Below are 15,756 nucleotides of genomic sequence, written 5' to 3' on the forward strand. Positions count from 1 at the left end.
CCTCCCTCGCGTAGCGAGTAGAGAGGCGACGTGCCACGGGGGGGAAGGCGCGTAGCGACTCAGGGGGTGGTGATTTTTTGCTTGGGTTGGTAGCCCATGACGGCCTTGACTTCAAGGTACTCCTTGAAGCCGTGCTCGCCCCATTCCCGGCCCGTGCCCGACTGCTTGTAGCCGCCGAACGGCGCGCCGAAGTCCGGCCCCGCGCCGTTGAGGTGGACCATGCCGGTGCGCAGGCGCGAGGCCACACGGCGTGCGCGCTCCAGGCTGCCGGACTGCACGTAGCCGGACAGGCCGTAGGGCGTGTCATTGGCCTGGGCGATGGCCTCCTCCTCCGTGTCGTAGGGCAGGATGGCCAGCACGGGGCCGAAGATCTCCTCGCGCGCAATGGTCATGTCGTTGCGCACATCGGCGAACACCGTGGGCCGCACGAAGTAGCCGCGCGCAAGGCCCTCGGGGCGGCCCGTGCCGCCGGCCACCAGGGTGGCGCCCTCGGCGATGCCGGCCTCGATCAGGCCCTGGATCTTGCGGAACTGCGCCTCGCTGACCACAGGGCCCATGTGCATGGCGCCGGTGTCGGCCAGTGCATCGCCCACCTTCATGCCCTCGGCAGCGGCCTTGGCGGCGGCCACGGCGCGCGCATGCAGGGCGCGCGGCACGAACATGCGCGTGGGTGCGTTGCAGCTCTGGCCGGAGTTGGTGAAGCAGGCGTTCACGCCCTGAGCCACGGCCTTTTCGATGTCGGCATCGTCCAGCACGATGTTGGCCGACTTGCCGCCCAGCTCCTGCGTCACGCGCTTGACGGTATCGGCCGAGGCCTTGGCCACGGCGATGCCCGCGCGCGTGGAGCCCGTGAAGGTCATCATGTCGATGCCGGGGTGCACGGACATGGCCTCGCCCACCGAGGGGCCGTCGCCGTTGACCAGGTTGAACACGCCGGCCGGCACGCCCGCTTCGTGCAGGATCTCGGCCACCAGGATGGCGTTGAGCGGCGCGATCTCCGAGGGCTTGAGCACCATGGTGCAGCCCGCCGCCAGGGCCGGTGCCACCTTGCACATGATCTGGTTGATGGGCCAGTTCCAGGGCGTGATCATGCCCACCACGCCCACGGGCTCATGCACGATGCCGGTGGTGCCGCGCACGCTCTCGAACTCGAATTCCCTGAGCACCTGCAGGGTCTGCTTCAGGTGCCCCGCGCCTACCGTGGCCTGGGCCGCGCGCGACAGCCACAGCGGCGCGCCCATCTCCAGCGAGATGGTCTGCGCCACCTCGTCGATGCGGCGCATGTAGACCGCCAGCACCTTGTCCAGCAGGGCCAGCCGCTCGTCGCGCGTGGTCTGCGAGAAGCCGTCGAACGCGCGGCGTGCGGCGGCCACGGCTGCATCGACATCGGCGGCCGAGCCCATGCTGATGCGGGCCGCCACCTCCTCGGTGGACGGATTGATCACATCCAGCGTGCGCGGCACGGCCGGGGGAACCCATTGGCCGTCGATATAGAACTGCAGGTGCTCTTGCGTGCTCATGAAGCTGTCTCCGTGTCTCGTTGTCATTGGGTGGAAGGGGTGTCGAAGGTGACGCGCTGGTTCACGCGGTAGTGGGGCCAGTAGTCGGCCACAGCATAGTGCTGCGTGCTGCGGTTGTCCCAGATGGCGATGCCGCCCGCGTCCCATTGATGATGCACCATGAACTCCGGCTTCTTCAGCCAGTCCAGCAGGAAGGCGAGCACGCCGCGCGCCTCGTGCCGGTCCACGCCCGTGATGTGGCGCGTGAAATCGGCATTGACGAAGATGCACTTGCGGCCTGAATCGGGGTTGGTGCGCACCACGGGATGGGTCACCGGCTTGAACTGGCGCAGCGCCTCGAACAGCGCCTCCTCGCCCTTGCGGCCCAGGTACTCCCGGAAGCCCGATTCCTCCCAGGTATGGACCGCCTGCAGGCCTTCCAGGTACTGCTGCATGCCGGGCGAGAGCCAGTCATAGGCCTTGCTGGTGCTGGTCCAGCAGGTGTTGCCGCCGGCCGGCGGCGTGGTCACGATCTGGATCACGGTGCCCAGCGGCGGCTGCTGCTTCCAGCTGATGTCGGTGTGCCAGTTGTCTATGGCGGGCGGGCGGTCCTTGTCGGAGATGATCATCTCCACGTCGGGCATGCCGCTCTTGCGCTCGAAGTACGAGCCCTTGGACAGCGGGCCGAACACCTGCGCCAGCGCCACATGCTGCTCGGCCGTGATGGCCTGGGGCCGGAAGAAGATGACCTCGAAGTCGTACAGGGCCTGTCGCAGTTCTGCCTGCACCTCGGGGGACAGGGGCCGGGTCAGGTCCACGCCCTCGATCCAGGCCGCGAAGTTGGGCATGCGCGGCACGGGGCGGATGTGGTGGTAGCGGGCGTCGATGTCGATCAGCTGCATGGGGGCGGCATTGGCCATGGGGTACTCCTTGAAGGAACGGATGGGAGGGGAGGAAGGTGGGGAGAGAGGGCTGGCGGGCTCACTGCCAGTGCAGCAGCCTCCTCTCGGCCCAGGACATGAAGCGCACCATGCCCACGCCCAGCAGGGCCAGCACCAGCAGCAGCGCCATGACGCCATTGATGTCGAAGGTGGAGCCCAGGTAGGCCAGGGTCTGGCCCAGGCCCTTTTCGCTGGCGATGATCTCGGTGCCCACCACGCCCAGCAGGGCATAGATCAATCCCAGGCGCAGGCCCGAGAAGATCACCGGGACGGCGCCGGGCAGCGTGACCTCGAAGAAGGTGGTGGCGGCGCTGGCGCCCAGGGTGCGGCACAGCGTCACATGGTCCTGGCTGACGCCCCGCATGCCTGCCACCGTGGCCGACAGCACGATGAAGAAGGTCAGCGAGCAGCCCACGGCGATCTTGCTGCCCAGCCCCAGCCCGAACCACAGGATGAACAGCGGCGCCAGCGCGATGCGCGGCATCACGTTCAGCGCGTTGAAGTAGGGCTCTGCAAAGCGTTCGATGGCCGGCCAGCGCACGAAGGCCAGCCCCGTGGCGAAGGCGGCCACGCTGCCCAGCACGAAGGAGCAGGCCACGGCCGCCAGCGTCCAGCCCAGGTCGGACCAGAACCGGGCCGTGCCCGCATGGTTCCAGAGATAGGCGGCCACGCCGCTGGGCTGGCCGAAGAAGGTGGGGTCCAGCCAGCGGCGCGCGGCGGCCCATTCGGCCAGTCCCAGCACGAGACAGATGAACAGCGCATGCAGCGCCAGCCATTGCAGACGATCAGCCTTCATGGTGCACCCATCCCGATTCGAGCTGCGACCACAGGGCCGCATAGAGTTCATGGAAACGCGGCGACTTCTGCAGGTCGCGGATGGAGCGCGGGCGCGGCAGGTCTATGGGCAGGTCGGCGATGATGCGGCCCGGGCGCGAGGACATCACCACCACGCGGTCGGAGACGGCCACGGCCTCGGCCAGGTCGTGGGTCACGAACAGCACGCTGTGGCGGTGCTGCTGGCACAGGCGCAGCAGCAGGTCCTGCAGCTGCAGCTTGGTCTGCGCGTCCAGGGCGCCGAAGGGCTCGTCCATCAGCAGCAGCTGCGCGTCCAGCGCAAAGGTGCGCGCAAGCGCCGTGCGCTGGCGCATGCCGTGGGACAAGGCCTTGGGCAGGGCCTGCGCATGGTCGGCCAGGCCCACCTCCTGCAGCATGCGCAGTGCGCGCTCCGTGCTGTCGGCCGTGCCGACGCCGCGCACGCGCGCGCCGAAGGCGGCGTTCTCCAGCGCCGTGCACCAGGGCAGCAGGCTGTCGCGCGCCAGCATGTAGCCCACGCGGGAACTGCCCAGGCGCGGTGCCTCGCCCAGCACGCGCAGCGTGCCGGCGCCCGTGTGGGCCACCAGGCCTGCGCAGAGGTTGAGCAGGCTGGTCTTGCCGCAGCCGCTGGGCCCGACCAGCGAGACGAATTCGCCCTCGGCCACCTGCAGCGCAATGTTGTCCAGCACCTGCGTGCGGCCGTCGAAGCTCAGGTGCAGGCCGTCGGCGGCAATGGCCTGCGGCGGCGGCAGCTGCGATCCATTGGGAGTCATGGTGCACTCCCCCTTCACTGCGCCAGCAGGGGCGCGGTGTCGATCAGCCGGCCGATCTGCCCCGTGCGCTGCAGGTAGCGCGCGGCATGCTGCAGGGCCTTGGGGTCCACTGCGAACTGCATGGAAGGAATGGCATTGCGCAGCGCCACCTCCAGGATCCGGTCGCCGCCGGGCGTGTTGATCCTGAAGCTGTCCTGCGCGACCTTGAGCAAGGCATCGAAATGGGCCGGTTCGCGGGCATAGTCGGCCGCCTCGTTCAGGGCGCGCCGCAGGCCTTCCACGGCCTGGGCGTTCTTGCGCAGGAAGTCTGCGCGCACCACCTGCAGCACGCCGGCGCCGTTGGTGTCCACCACATCGGCGGGACCCTGGCCCCTGCGCGGATCGACGACGATGCGGCAGGCCTGGCTGACCTCGCAAAAGCCGTCCATGGGCGAGAACAGCATCAGGCCATCGACCTGCTTTTGCGCAATCGCCGGAAAGGCTGTGTTGGGCGAGCCCACGGCGACGATGGTCACATCGTCCGCCTTCATGCCTGCACCCTGGAGCAGGCTCACGAGCTGGAATTCGGCCGCGCTGCCGCGCGCCGTCACGCCGATGCGCCGGCCCTTGAAGTCCTGCATCACGGCGGGATAGCCCTGGCCGGCATGCGGCGTGGGCAGGGCCGACGAGGCCATGAGGAAGAACGTCGGCGCGCTGGCGCCGCTGCCGATCACCTTGAGGTCGGCGCCCTTGTTGACCGCCTGAAGCAGCACCTCGGGGGGCGTAAACGCCACTTCGAGGTCACCGGCCAGCAAGGTCTGCAGCGCCAGCGGCGCCTGCGGGATGGGGCGCAGTTCGCAGCGTATGCCGTGCTTCTCGCACAGTGCCCGCGCGTTGGCCACGCGCACCAGGAAATTGCCGATGCCGGGGTAGTCCTGGATACGCAGCGTGGGCGTCTGTGCCAGGGCTGCCTGGGTCGAGAGCAGGGCGATCACGAAGGCGGATACCAGGGCGAGCGTGGTGCGGATCATGGGGCGGGCTCCATACGTGTGGGTATGGGGCCGATTACAAGGACGGTGCTATGCGCCAATTGCCGCGAAAGGGACAATGGGCGGGTGAACACCAAGCTCGGTTCCCCCAACACCTCTTTGGCGCAGGCGCGCAGCGAGCGCTATCGCGTGGACCTGCTGGCCGAATTGCCTGCCGCATCGGCACGCGGGCTGCGGGCCATAGGCTCCAGGCGCCGCTACCGCGATGGACAGTTCGTGCAAAAGCGCGGCGATGCGGCCGACCATGCGCTGGTGCTGCTGTCAGGGCGCTTTCGTGTCGTGGCCTTCACCGTGGGCGGCACCGAGCGCATGACGCGCTGGCTGGAGGCCGGGGAGATCACCGGCATCAGCTCGGTGCTGGGCAATGCGCCCGTGCCCGTGGACCTGGTGGGCGATGTCGAGGTGCTGGTGCTGCCGCGCCAGCCGCTGCTGGACTTCCTGGAGCGCGATGCCGCGGCATGCCTGGCTGTGGCGCGCCTGCTGAGCCTGCGCGTGAACGGGCTGCTGGACACCATCTTCATCAGTTCGGAGGACACGCTGCATGCCCGGGTCTGGGCCACATTGCAGGTTCTGGCGGCAGAGAACGGCCAGCCCCTGCCCGGCGGCCGCACCCTGCTGCGCATATCGCAGGGCGATCTGTCGCATGTGGTGGGCGCCTCGCGCCAGCGCGTGAACGAGGAGCTGCGCAAGCTGCAGGCGGGCGGCAGCGTGCGTCTGGGCTATCGGTGGATCGAGGTGCTGGGCTGAGACAGCTGCAGGCTCAGGTCCCGCCCACGTAGGGGTTGCTCTTGCGCTCGCGGCCGAAGCTGCTTTCGGGGCCGTGGCCCGGGATGAACACGGTCTGGTCGCCCATGGGCCACAGGCGCTGGACGATGCTGTCGATCAGCTGCTGGTGGTTGCCCTGGGGAAAGTCGGTGCGGCCTATGCTGCCCGCGAACAGCACGTCGCCCACGAAGGCGCGGTCGATCTGCGGCGCATGGAACACCACGTGGCCGGGCGTATGGCCGGGGCAGTGGCGCACCTGCAGCGTTTCCTTGCCGATGCTCACCGTGTCGCCATCGTGCAGCCAGCGCGTGGGCGTGAAGGGGTCCGAATGCGGGAAGCCGAACATGGCGCCCTGCTGGGGCAGCGCATCGATCCAGAACTGGTCGCCGGGATGGGGGCCGATGATGGGCAGCTGCTGTGCATCGGCCAGCTCGCGCGTGCCGCCCGCGTGGTCTATGTGGGCGTGCGTGAGCCAGATGGCCTTGAGCGCCAGGCCCAGGCGCTCGATCTCCCAGCCGATCTGCTCCAGGTCGCCGCCCGGGTCGATGACGGCGGCTTCCATGGTCTGGTCGCACCAGACCAGCGAGCAGTTCTGCTGGAAGGCGGTGACGGGGATGGTGTGGTACTGGAGCATGGGCGGCGTGGGGTTCTTCTGGCGAAAGCGCCCATTATTCCCGGTCCTTGCGCTGCCGGCTGCGCAGGGCCGCACCGCTTGCGCCCTCAGGTGGTCGGCTGGCCGCATTGACCGCAGAACCGCGCGCCGGCCGGATGGCTGGCGTTGCAGCGCCTGCAGGCCTGCGGCAGCACTGCGCCCCCGCACTGCGGGCAAAAGCGCGAGCTGGCGGCAATGGATGCACGGCAGCCGGGGCAGACCGCCGCCACGGCTGCGGCACGGTATGCGCCGCCGCCGTGGTGGCCGCCGCGCGAATGATTTCCGAACAGTCTTTGCAAGAGTCCCATGGTGCGTTCCTTCGCACTGCGCGGCTGCGCCGCTGCAGTCATCCAAAGGTGCATTGGGACACGGCAGCGGTGCGCCGAGCCGTGGATGGCGATCATTTAATGTGGCTGTCATCTCCTGGCAATGCAGGGTCCTGTGACGGACAGGAGACAGCCTCGCGGGCAGACCCCGTGGCTGCGGCAACGCCGCCGTGTTACAAGCTAGCCGTGCCGCCAAGCCAGCCTGCCCCCGATGCAGGCACGCAAGGATTTTTTCGAGGATGGGCCGGGCCGCCACCTGCGCAATGCAGGGCGGGTACCGGCATCACGCGAGGGAGAACCGGTATGTTGATTGGCGTGCCTGCCGAGACCATGGCAGGAGAAACCCGGGTGGCTGCGACCCCCGAGACCGTCAAGAAGCTGCGTGCGCAAGGCCATGTGCTGCGCGTGCAGGCGGGGGCGGGAGTGGCGGCCAGCGTGCCCGATGCCTTGTACGAGGCAGCGGGCGCCGAGATCGTCGATGCGGCAGGCGCCCTGGGCGCCGACCTGGTGCTCAAGGTCCGCATTCCTTCGGAGGACGAGCTGCCCGGCATCCGCAAGGGCGCAACGCTGGTCGGCATGCTGGACCCGTTCCAGCCCGCAGGCCTGCAGCGCCTGGCCGATGCGGGCATCACGGCCTATGCGCTGGAGGCGGCTCCGCGCACCACGCGTGCGCAGAGCATGGACGTGCTGTCCAGCCAGGCCAATATCGCCGGCTACAAGGCCGTGATGATCGCGGCCAACCAGTACCAGCGCTTCTTTCCCATGCTGATGACGGCGGCGGGCACGGTGAAGGCCGCGCGCGTCGTGGTGCTGGGCGTGGGCGTGGCCGGCCTGCAGGCCATTGCCACGGCCAAGCGCCTGGGCGCCGTGATCGAGGCCAGCGATGTGCGGCCCAGCGTGCGCGAGCAGGTCGAATCCCTGGGCGGCAAGTTCATCGACGTGCCCTACGAGACCGCCGAGGAAAAGGAGGCCGCCGAAGGCGTGGGCGGCTACGCCCGCCCCATGCCGCAAGGCTGGCTGGACCGCCAGAAGGCCGAGGTGGCCAAGCGCGTGGCCCAGGCCGACGTGGTCATCACCACGGCGCTGATCCCGGGCCGGCCCGCGCCCGTGCTGGTCACGGCCGAGATGGTGCAGGCCATGAAGCCCGGCGCCGTCATCGTGGACCTGGCGGCAGAGCGCGGCGGCAACTGCCCGCTGACCCAGGCCGGCATGACCGTGGTCACGCATGGCGTGACCATCGTGGGACTGACCAACCTGGCCGCCCTGGTGGCGGCCGATGCCTCGGCGCTGTATGCACGCAATGTGCTCGATTTTCTCAAGCTCATCATCAACAAGGATGGCGCCCTGCATGTGGACATGGAGGACGACATCGTGGCCGCGTGCCTGATGGCCCATGAAGGCCAGCTGCGGAGGAAATGACATGGAAGCCGTATCCCCCACCATCATCCATCTCATCATCTTCGTGCTGGCCATCTACGTGGGCTACCACGTGGTGTGGACCGTCACGCCCGCGCTGCACACGCCGCTGATGGCGGTGACCAATGCCATCTCGGCCATCGTCATCGTCGGCGCCATGCTGGCGGCGGCGCTCACGGAAACGGGCCTGGGCAAGACCATGGGCGTGCTGGCCGTGGCGCTGGCCGCGGTCAACGTCTTCGGCGGCTTCCTGGTCACGCGGCGCATGCTGGAGATGTTCCGCAAGAAGGAGCGCAAGAGCGCTCCGGCCAAGGACGGCAAGGACGCCAAGGCGGAGGGCCGGTCATGAGCATGAACCTCGTCACATTGCTCTACCTGGTGGCCAGCGTCTGCTTCATCCAGGCGCTCAAGGGGCTGTCGCATCCCACCACCTCCATACGCGGCAACCTGTTCGGCATGGCCGGCATGGTGATCGCCGTGCTGACCACGGCGGCGCTCATCGTGCAGCTGGCCGGCGGCAACGCCCTGGGCCTGGGCTGGGTGCTGCTGGGCCTGCTGGTCGGCGGCACGGCCGGCGCCGTCATGGCCCAGCGCGTGGAGATGACCAAGATGCCCGAGCTGGTGGCCTTCATGCACAGCATGATCGGCCTGGCGGCGGTGTTCATCGCCGTGGCCGCCGTGGCCGAGCCCTGGGCCTTTGCCATCACGGCCAAGGGCGGCGCCATCCCGGGCGGCAACCGCGTGGAGCTGGCGCTGGGCGCCTTCATCGGCGCCGTGACCTTCACGGGCTCGGTGATCGCCTTCGGCAAGCTCAGCGGCAAGTACAAGTTCCGCCTGTTCCAGGGCGCGCCCGTGCAGTTCAAGGGCCAGCATGCGCTCAACGCCGTGCTGGGGCTGGCAGCGGCCTTCTTCGTCTTCGGCTTCTGGCACAGCCAAAGCTGGATGGACATCGTGCTGGTCATCGCCCTGGGACTGCTGCTGGGCGTGCTGCTGATCATTCCGATCGGTGGCGCGGACATGCCGGTGGTCGTGTCCATGCTCAACAGCTACTCGGGCTGGGCGGCGGCGGGCATCGGCTTCTCGCTGAACAACAGCATGCTGATCATTGCGGGTTCGCTGGTGGGCAGCTCGGGCGCCATCCTGAGCTACATCATGTGCAAGGCCATGAACCGCTCGTTCTTCAGCGTGATCCTGGGCGGCTTCGGCGGCGAGGCCACCAGCGCGGCGGCAGGCTCCCAGCAGCAGCGCAACGTGAAAAGCGGCAGCGCCGACGATGCGGCCTTCGTCCTGGGCAATGCCGAGACCGTGGTCATCGTGCCCGGCTACGGCCTGGCCGTGGCGCGTGCCCAGCACGCGGTCAAGGAGCTGGCCGACAAGCTCACCGAACGGGGCGTGACCGTGAAGTACGCCATCCACCCGGTGGCCGGCCGCATGCCCGGCCACATGAACGTGCTGCTGGCCGAGGCCGAGGTCCCCTACGACCAGGTCTTCGAGATGGAGGACATCAACAGCGAGTTCGGCCAGGCCGACGTGGCCATCATCCTGGGCGCCAACGACGTGGTGAACCCCGCCGCACACGTCAAGGGCAGCCCCATCTACGGCATGCCCATCCTGGAGGCCTACAAGGCCAAGACGGTGATCGTCAACAAGCGCTCCATGGCGGCCGGCTATGCGGGCCTGGACAACGAGCTGTTCTACATGGACAAGACCATGATGGTCTTCGGCGACGCCAAGAAGGTGGTGGAGGACATGGGCAAGGCGCTGGAGTGAGGCGTGCGCCCGGGCTGAAGTCCGAGGAGGGCAGGGCCCAAGCCCTGGCCTCCTTGAAAACGATCTTGGGTCAGCCCCCGGACCGGGTCAGCAATTCGTCCAGCGCATCGGCGATGGCTTGGCCTTCATGCTCCAGTGAGGCCACCACTTCACCCAATTGATCCAGGGCGACTGAAACCATGTCCAGGGCATGCAGGACGACCGGCACGCCTTCAATGACAAACACAGGATTCATCCTCGCACCCACGGTTGGAGTGCCGCGCGGCAGCAGATTCTGCCGAACCAGTGGAACCACGACGCGACGGCGGTAGCGGTCAAACAGCGAGGACTGGACCACGACGACGTAGGGAATCGAGTCGCGCAAGGCTCCCTTGTTGCGATGAACGTCGAATTGCGCCACTAGAGCGTCGAGTGCTCGTCTGCGAACGAACCCACCGCGATGTTGACCGCGTTCCAGTCGCTGGCGCAGGCGTCGGCAAGCCGTTGGCGCTCACGCTGTGCGCCCTCCTGCCTGGCAACGTATTCGGCCAGCAGGGATTCCATGGTGGCCGAGAGATTGTCGGTATAGGCCTTGGCCTGCGTCACCAGATCTGCATTGATCGTGAGATGGATTGGCCGCTTGGCGCTGGAGACAGCAATGGATTTCATCTCGGAACCCTCAGATAAAGATCATGCGCACAGTGTCTGTATGAGAGCGCGACGAGTCAAACCGCCGCGACCCAAGGCCCTGCTTGAACGTCTCACACCTTCATGTCATAGCCGATGGTGACCGGCGCATGGTCCGAGAACTTCACATCCTTGTAGATGTGCTCGGTGCGCGCCAGTGCGGCGGTGGCCGGGGTGGCCAGGTGGTAGTCCAGGCGCCATCCCACGTTGTTGGCATAGGCCTGGCCGCGGTTGCTCCACCATGTGTAGCAGGCATCCGTGGTGTCGGGCTGGAGCAGGCGATAAACGTCCACAAGACCGCCCGTGGGATCAGTTTTGTGTAACAACTTTGTCATCCACTCGCGCTCTTCGGGCGTGAAACCGCTGTTTTTCTGGTTGCTGCGCCAGTTCTTGAGGTCGATCTGCTGGTGGGCGATGTTGATGTCGCCGCACAGGATGAACTCGCGCTCGCCCTTCATGCGCATCAGGTGCTCGTGCATTTCGGCCAGGAAGCGGAACTTGGCCGTCTGGCGCAGTTCGCCCGAGCTGCCGCTGGGAAAGTAGGCGCTGATGATGGACAGCTTGCGCGCGGGCGTGTCGAAGCGCGCCTCCACGTAGCGGCCCTCGGCGTCGAACTCGTGCGAGCCGAAGCCGACCACGACATCGCTGGGCTCGTGGCGGCTGTAGACGCCCACGCCCGAGTAGCCCTTCTTCTCGGCGTAGTGGAAGTGGCCGCGCAGGCCGGCCAGCAGCTCGAAGCGTCCAGTCATGTCGGCGGCCTGGGCCTTGATTTCCTGCACGCAAATACAATCCGGCGCAGTGGCCTCGATCCAGGCTTCGACGCCCTTGGTCGAGGCCGAGCGGATGCCGTTGAGGTTGAGGCTGGTCAATTTGAACAAGGATGAATCCATGGTGGTGAGTAATCTGCAGGCCGATGACACAGGCCGTCTGGCGCAGGAATTTGTGCAATTCGCCGTTGACGCAGGGGTGCTGCGTTTCGGCGAGTTCAAGACCAAGGCCGGGCGCATGAGCCCGTACTTCTTCAATGCCGGCCTGTTCGATGACGGCGGCAAGATGGGCCGTCTCGCCGAATTCTATGCAAAAGCCATCGCAGCCAGCGGCATCGAGTTCGACATGATCTTCGGCCCCGCCTACAAGGGCATCCCGCTGGCCGCCACCGTGGCCGTGGAGCTGGCCCGCATGGGCCTGAACAAGCCCTTTGCGTACAACCGCAAGGAAGCCAAGGACCACGGCGAGGGCGGCACCCTGGTGGGCGCGCCCCTCAAGGGCCGCGTGCTGATCGTGGACGACGTGATGAGCGCCGGCACGGCAGCGCGCGAGTCCATCGCCATCATCCGCGCCGCAGGCGCCACGCCGCATGCCGTGGCGATCGCGCTGGACCGCCAGGAAATGGCCACCGAGAATGGACAGGACGTGCCCCACAGCGCCGTGCAGTACGTACGCAATCAGCTCGGCATGCAGGTCTGCACCATTGCGAAGCTGGCAGACTTATTGCTTTATCTTGAGATTCAAGGTGGCAGCGCGGGCAGCGGCCACCATGAGCGCGTGCTGGCCTACCGCCAGCGTTACGGAGTCAACGACAAGGAATAAGGGCTTGATGAACAAGGCGTTGCATGCACGGTTCCTGTGGTGCGCCCTGGCTGTTGCCACGGCTGGCCCTGCCTGCGCCCTGGATGCCGGCGTGCCGGCCGGCATCTATGCATGCACCGACGCCAAGGGCCGGCGCCTGACGGCAGACCGCCCGATTGCCGAATGCGTGGACCGCGACCAGCGTGTGCTAGGCAGCTCCGGAGTGGAGCTTCGCCGCGTCGGCCCCACGCTGACCGACAACGAGCGCGCCGAGCTCGATGCCCAGCGCCGCCGCGAGCAGGCCGAACAGCGCCGTGTGCGCGAGGAGCGCTCGCGCGAGCGCGCGCTGGTTGCGCGCTATCCCAACCAGGCCACGCACGACGCCGAACGCGCCGAGGCCCTGTCGCAGACCGACCAGGTCGCCAACCTGGCGCGCCAGCGCATACAGGAGCTGCAGGCCCAGCGCGTCAAGATCGATGGCGAGATGGAGTTCTACCGCAAGGACCCGTCCAAGGCCCCCGCTTCCCTGCGCCGCCAGCTCGATGAAAACCGCAGCAGCCAGGAAGAGCAGCAGCGCTTCATCCAGCAGCAGGAGCAGGAAAAAAGCCGCATCAACCAGCGCTTCGATGCCGAGCTCGTGCCGCTGCGTGCGCTGTGGAGCGCGGCCGCCGCCGCTGCGGCTACCACGGGCCGCTGAGCGGCCCTTGCCCCCTGTCTTTACTGTCTGGCGCGAACGGCCTGCCGCAGGCCCGGTGCGCGTGAATCGGATTCGTCCTGCAAGCGCTGCCATTGCGGCGGTCTAGGCTGTCACTACATTCCCGGCCACGGATTTTCCCGGGCCCTCAGGGCCTGGCTGCTGGTGTGCGCTGCAGCCACAGGTGCCGGGCCGCCGCGAGAAGGGAGCATGCATGACGGCATGGCGATGGTTGACGGTGCTGTGGCTGTGGGCCGCCGGTGCCTGGCTGGCCTGGGGAGGCGCCCAGCTGCTGTGGGCCGGGGGCAGCGGCTACTACGTGGTGGCAGGTGTGCTGCTGTTGGCCGTGGGGCTGGGCGTGGCGCGCCGTTCGGCCATGGCGCTGTGGCTGTTTGCGCTGTGGCTGCTGGGCACCGCGCTGTGGGCGGTCTGGGAGATAGGGCTGGACTGGTGGCCGCTGGCGGGTCGCCTGGGCGTTCCCTGGTTGATGGGCCTGCTGCTGGTGCTGCCCTGGTCGGTGCGTGCGCTGCGCCATGAGCCCGACATGGGCCAGAACCGGGGCCTGGCACCGGCCCATGCGGCGCTGGCTCTGGTGGTGCTGGGCACGGCCATTCTTGCGGGCCTGTCATTCGGGCGGCAGCGCGATGCCCATGAAACCCAGGGCCAGTTTGCGGGCGCGGCCGCCGCCGCGTCGGACCTGCCGGCCGACGGCCAGGTCACGGCCGTGCAGAACATGTCCATGGTGGCCTCCGATGCGGGTGGCCTGCGCAGCCCGCCGGTGCTGCAGGGCGATGCCACCGATGCCGTGCCCGATGGCGAATGGCACGCCTATGGCCGCACCGGAGCGGGCCAGCGCTATTCGCCGCTGCGCCAGATCGGCCCGCACAACGTGAGGCTGCTGCAATTGGCCTGGGAGTTCCGCACGGGCGATGTGCGCGGCAAACCCGGCGATCCCGAAGAAACCACGTTCGAGGTCACGCCGCTGAAGATCGGCGAGCGCCTGTTCCTGTGCACGCCCCACCAGTCGGTGATTGCACTCGATGCCACCACGGGCAAGCAGCTGTGGCGGCGCGACCTGCCCATGCCCAAGGGGCTGGCGCTGCAGCATCTGACCTGCCGGGGCCTGTCCTACCATTCGGCGCAGGCGGCCGCGCAGTTCGATGCGGCGGCAGGGCAGACGCATTCGGCGGTGGCGCCGGCTGCAAGGAAGTCCGGTGCGCAGGCCATGCCTGCACCCACCGCCGCATCCACGGCTTCGGCTTCTGCTTCTGCAGCCCCTGGCGATGACGGCCGCTGCACCGCCAAGCTGTTCATGGCCACGGCCGACGGCAAGGTGGTCGCGCTCAATCCCGCAGATGGCCAGACCTGCAGCAATGTGGCGGGCGGGCAGGGCCAGATCGACCTCTGGCAGGGCATGCCCGAGCGCAAGCCGGGCTCGTACTACTCGACCTCGCCGGTGGTGGTGGCGCGCGACCGCATCATCGTGGGCGGCACGGTGCTGGACAACCATTCCACGCGCGAGCCTTCGGGCGTGATCCGTGCGTTCGACATCCGCTCGGGTGCGCTGCTGTGGGCCTGGGACCCGGGGCGGCCGGGCAACAGCACGCCGCTGCCCCCGGGGCAGACCTATGTGCCCAGCTCGCCCAACAGCTGGTCCATCTCCAGCGTGGACGAGACGCTGGGCCTCGTCTTCGTGCCCATGGGCAATGCACCGCCCGACCAGTGGGGCGGGCGGCGCAGCGCCGAGGCCGAGCAGTATTCGTCCTCGGTGGTGGCGCTGGACATTGCCACGGGCGCCGTGCGCTGGGTGTTCCAGACCGTGCACCACGATCTCTGGGACTACGACGTGCCCTCGCAGCCCAGCCTGATCGACCTGGAGATCGGCGGCCACAGCGTTCCCGCCCTGGTGCAGCCCACCAAGCAGGGCGAGCTGTTCGTGCTGGACCGGCGCACGGGCCAGCCGCTGCTGCCCGTCACCGAGGTGGCTGCGCCGCAGGGCGCGGCACGCGGCGACCGCACGGCGCCCACGCAGCCGCATTCGCAGCTGAGCTTCAACCCCCCGGCCCTGACCGAGCGCGACATGTGGGGCGCCAGCCCCTTCGAGCAACTGTGGTGCCGGCTGGCCTTTCGCCGCCTGCGCTACGAGGGGCGCTTCACGCCGCCCTCGGAGCAGGGCTCGCTGATCTATCCGGGCAATTTCGGCGTCTTCAACTGGGGCGGCGTGGCCGTGGACCCGCGCCGGCAGGTGGTGTTTGCCACGCCCACGCGGCTGGCCTTCGTCTCCACCCTGGTGCCGCGCGCGGACGATACCTCGCTGCTGGTGCAGGACGGCGGCCCGCCCAAGGACGGCCTGCCCGCGCTCAACGAAAACTTCGGCGCACCGTTTGCGGTGCGGCTCAAGCCCTTTGTCTCGCCGCTGGGCATTCCCTGCCAGGCGCCGCCCTGGGGCTTTGTGGCGGGTGCCGACCTGCGCACGGGCCAGATCGTCTGGCAGCGCCGCAACGGCACGCCGCGCGACCTGAGCCCGCTGCCGCTGGGCTTTCGCATGGGCGTGCCCGGCATTGGCGGCCCGGTGGTGACCGCGGGCGGCGTGGCCTTCTACTCAGGGGCATTGGACAACTATGTGCGCGCCTATGACGTGGACAGCGGCCGCCAGCTCTGGCAGGACCGCCTGCCCGCTGGCGGCCAGGCCACGCCCATGACCTACCTGGGCACGGACCAGCGCCAGTACCTGGTGGTGGCGGCGGGTGGGCATGGTTCGACCGGAACCAAGGCCGGGGACAGCGTGCGCGCCTATGTGCTGCCCAAGGAGGTGGCGGCGCCCTGAGCGCTCAGCACCGCGGG

The 15,756-nt window shown here is 68.2% G+C and carries 17 protein-coding genes; 7 read left to right on the forward strand and 10 right to left on the reverse strand.

Annotated features, from left to right (window positions below; all coding sequences use genetic code 11):
• Window positions 1–59: 59 nt before the first annotated feature.
• The 5 genes from ACFPFG_RS20115 to ACFPFG_RS20135 form a co-directional block, all read right to left on the reverse strand.
• Window positions 60–1,520, reverse strand: coding sequence for an aldehyde dehydrogenase family protein (locus ACFPFG_RS20115; protein WP_380107982.1), 1,461 nt, complete (start codon window positions 1,518–1,520; stop codon window positions 60–62).
• Between the two features lie 23 nt (window positions 1,521–1,543).
• Window positions 1,544–2,419, reverse strand: a complete 876-nt coding sequence (locus ACFPFG_RS20120; protein WP_016448570.1) for a TauD/TfdA dioxygenase family protein — start codon at window positions 2,417–2,419, stop codon at window positions 1,544–1,546.
• Between the two features lie 61 nt (window positions 2,420–2,480).
• The gene (locus tag ACFPFG_RS20125; protein ID WP_013800204.1) at window positions 2,481–3,236 is read right to left on the reverse strand and encodes an ABC transporter permease; all 756 of its coding nucleotides are present in this window, start codon (window positions 3,234–3,236) and stop codon (window positions 2,481–2,483) included.
• Complete coding sequence (locus ACFPFG_RS20130; protein WP_183021299.1) at window positions 3,226–4,026, reverse strand: ABC transporter ATP-binding protein; 801 nt, start codon at window positions 4,024–4,026, stop codon at window positions 3,226–3,228. Before ACFPFG_RS20130 ends, ACFPFG_RS20125 begins: the two co-directional genes overlap by 11 nt.
• Window positions 4,027–4,040: 14 nt before the next feature.
• A complete protein-coding gene (locus ACFPFG_RS20135) occupies window positions 4,041–5,036 on the reverse strand; it encodes an ABC transporter substrate-binding protein (RefSeq protein ID WP_380107985.1) in 996 nt (331 codons plus the stop codon).
• 84 nt (window positions 5,037–5,120) lie between these two features.
• Here ACFPFG_RS20135 and ACFPFG_RS20140 point away from each other — a divergent pair, with 84 nt between their 5' ends.
• On the forward strand, window positions 5,121–5,801 hold the full coding sequence (locus tag ACFPFG_RS20140; RefSeq protein ID WP_380107987.1) for a Crp/Fnr family transcriptional regulator: 681 nt from the start codon (window positions 5,121–5,123) through the stop codon (window positions 5,799–5,801).
• 13 nt (window positions 5,802–5,814) lie between these two features.
• Here the strand turns inward: ACFPFG_RS20140 and ACFPFG_RS20145 are convergent, their stop codons facing one another.
• The gene (locus tag ACFPFG_RS20145) at window positions 5,815–6,453 is read right to left on the reverse strand and encodes an MBL fold metallo-hydrolase (protein WP_183021302.1); all 639 of its coding nucleotides are present in this window, start codon (window positions 6,451–6,453) and stop codon (window positions 5,815–5,817) included.
• A gap of 86 nt (window positions 6,454–6,539) precedes the next feature.
• Entirely contained in the window at window positions 6,540–6,779 is a 240-nt protein-coding gene (locus ACFPFG_RS20150) for a zinc ribbon domain-containing protein (RefSeq protein WP_084027452.1), read from the reverse strand.
• A gap of 321 nt (window positions 6,780–7,100) precedes the next feature.
• On the opposite strand from ACFPFG_RS20150, the gene ACFPFG_RS20155 reads away from it, so the two are divergent.
• The 3 genes from ACFPFG_RS20155 to ACFPFG_RS20165 are packed head-to-tail and all read left to right on the forward strand — an operon-like array spanning window position 7,101 to window position 9,983.
• Window positions 7,101–8,216, forward strand: a complete 1,116-nt coding sequence (locus ACFPFG_RS20155) for a Re/Si-specific NAD(P)(+) transhydrogenase subunit alpha (protein WP_183018331.1) — start codon at window positions 7,101–7,103, stop codon at window positions 8,214–8,216.
• Between the two features lies 1 nt (window position 8,217).
• The gene (locus ACFPFG_RS20160) at window positions 8,218–8,562 is read left to right on the forward strand and encodes an NAD(P) transhydrogenase subunit alpha part 2 (protein WP_183018330.1); all 345 of its coding nucleotides are present in this window, start codon (window positions 8,218–8,220) and stop codon (window positions 8,560–8,562) included.
• Window positions 8,559–9,983 (forward strand): NAD(P)(+) transhydrogenase (Re/Si-specific) subunit beta, encoded by a 1,425-nt coding sequence (locus tag ACFPFG_RS20165; protein ID WP_012202277.1) that lies wholly within the window; start codon window positions 8,559–8,561, stop codon window positions 9,981–9,983. Before ACFPFG_RS20160 ends, ACFPFG_RS20165 begins: the two co-directional genes overlap by 4 nt.
• A gap of 70 nt (window positions 9,984–10,053) precedes the next feature.
• Here ACFPFG_RS20165 and ACFPFG_RS20170 read toward each other — a convergent pair whose 3' ends face one another.
• The 3 genes from ACFPFG_RS20170 to ACFPFG_RS20180 form a co-directional block, all read right to left on the reverse strand.
• Window positions 10,054–10,383, reverse strand: coding sequence for a CcdB family protein (locus ACFPFG_RS20170; RefSeq protein ID WP_043791081.1), 330 nt, complete (start codon window positions 10,381–10,383; stop codon window positions 10,054–10,056).
• Window positions 10,383–10,631, reverse strand: coding sequence for a type II toxin-antitoxin system CcdA family antitoxin (locus ACFPFG_RS20175; protein ID WP_043791083.1), 249 nt, complete (start codon window positions 10,629–10,631; stop codon window positions 10,383–10,385). Before ACFPFG_RS20175 ends, ACFPFG_RS20170 begins: the two co-directional genes overlap by 1 nt.
• Window positions 10,632–10,723: 92 nt before the next feature.
• A complete protein-coding gene (locus tag ACFPFG_RS20180; protein WP_183019253.1) occupies window positions 10,724–11,527 on the reverse strand; it encodes an exodeoxyribonuclease III in 804 nt (267 codons plus the stop codon).
• A 10-nt stretch (window positions 11,528–11,537) separates the two neighbouring features.
• Between ACFPFG_RS20180 and pyrE the strand changes: the two genes are divergently transcribed.
• The 3 genes from pyrE (at window position 11,538) to ACFPFG_RS20195 (ending at window position 15,739) form a co-directional block, all read left to right on the forward strand.
• Complete coding sequence (pyrE, locus tag ACFPFG_RS20185; RefSeq protein ID WP_183019254.1) at window positions 11,538–12,239, forward strand: orotate phosphoribosyltransferase; 702 nt, start codon at window positions 11,538–11,540, stop codon at window positions 12,237–12,239.
• Window positions 12,240–12,246: 7 nt separating this feature from the next.
• Complete coding sequence (locus ACFPFG_RS20190) at window positions 12,247–12,915, forward strand: DUF4124 domain-containing protein (protein ID WP_380107991.1); 669 nt, start codon at window positions 12,247–12,249, stop codon at window positions 12,913–12,915.
• Between the two features lie 211 nt (window positions 12,916–13,126).
• On the forward strand, window positions 13,127–15,739 hold the full coding sequence (locus tag ACFPFG_RS20195; protein WP_380107993.1) for a membrane-bound PQQ-dependent dehydrogenase, glucose/quinate/shikimate family: 2,613 nt from the start codon (window positions 13,127–13,129) through the stop codon (window positions 15,737–15,739).
• Window positions 15,740–15,756: the final 17 nt, after the last annotated feature.

The sequence above is a fragment of the Delftia deserti genome (assembly GCF_042653485.1).
Lineage (GTDB): Bacteria > Pseudomonadota > Gammaproteobacteria > Burkholderiales > Burkholderiaceae_C > Comamonas > Comamonas acidovorans.

What these genes read in the sequence shown, in the direction of transcription:
- ACFPFG_RS20155 (WP_183018331.1), top strand. Translation starts at nt 7,101, where the DNA reads ATGTTGATTGGCGTGCCTGCCGAGACCATGGCAGGAGAAACCCGGGTG.
- ACFPFG_RS20175 (WP_043791083.1), bottom strand. Translation starts at nt 10,631, where the DNA reads ATGAAATCCATTGCTGTCTCCAGCGCCAAGCGGCCAATCCATCTCACG.
- ACFPFG_RS20120 (WP_016448570.1), bottom strand. Translation starts at nt 2,419, where the DNA reads ATGGCCAATGCCGCCCCCATGCAGCTGATCGACATCGACGCCCGCTAC.
- ACFPFG_RS20130 (WP_183021299.1), bottom strand. Translation starts at nt 4,026, where the DNA reads ATGACTCCCAATGGATCGCAGCTGCCGCCGCCGCAGGCCATTGCCGCC.
- ACFPFG_RS20195 (WP_380107993.1), top strand. Translation starts at nt 13,127, where the DNA reads ATGACGGCATGGCGATGGTTGACGGTGCTGTGGCTGTGGGCCGCCGGT.
- ACFPFG_RS20115 (WP_380107982.1), bottom strand. Translation starts at nt 1,520, where the DNA reads ATGAGCACGCAAGAGCACCTGCAGTTCTATATCGACGGCCAATGGGTT.
- ACFPFG_RS20145 (WP_183021302.1), bottom strand. Translation starts at nt 6,453, where the DNA reads ATGCTCCAGTACCACACCATCCCCGTCACCGCCTTCCAGCAGAACTGC.
- ACFPFG_RS20135 (WP_380107985.1), bottom strand. Translation starts at nt 5,036, where the DNA reads ATGATCCGCACCACGCTCGCCCTGGTATCCGCCTTCGTGATCGCCCTG.
- ACFPFG_RS20165 (WP_012202277.1), top strand. Translation starts at nt 8,559, where the DNA reads ATGAGCATGAACCTCGTCACATTGCTCTACCTGGTGGCCAGCGTCTGC.
- ACFPFG_RS20150 (WP_084027452.1), bottom strand. Translation starts at nt 6,779, where the DNA reads ATGGGACTCTTGCAAAGACTGTTCGGAAATCATTCGCGCGGCGGCCAC.
- pyrE (WP_183019254.1), top strand. Translation starts at nt 11,538, where the DNA reads ATGGTGGTGAGTAATCTGCAGGCCGATGACACAGGCCGTCTGGCGCAG.
- ACFPFG_RS20190 (WP_380107991.1), top strand. Translation starts at nt 12,247, where the DNA reads ATGAACAAGGCGTTGCATGCACGGTTCCTGTGGTGCGCCCTGGCTGTT.
- ACFPFG_RS20125 (WP_013800204.1), bottom strand. Translation starts at nt 3,236, where the DNA reads ATGAAGGCTGATCGTCTGCAATGGCTGGCGCTGCATGCGCTGTTCATC.
- ACFPFG_RS20160 (WP_183018330.1), top strand. Translation starts at nt 8,218, where the DNA reads ATGGAAGCCGTATCCCCCACCATCATCCATCTCATCATCTTCGTGCTG.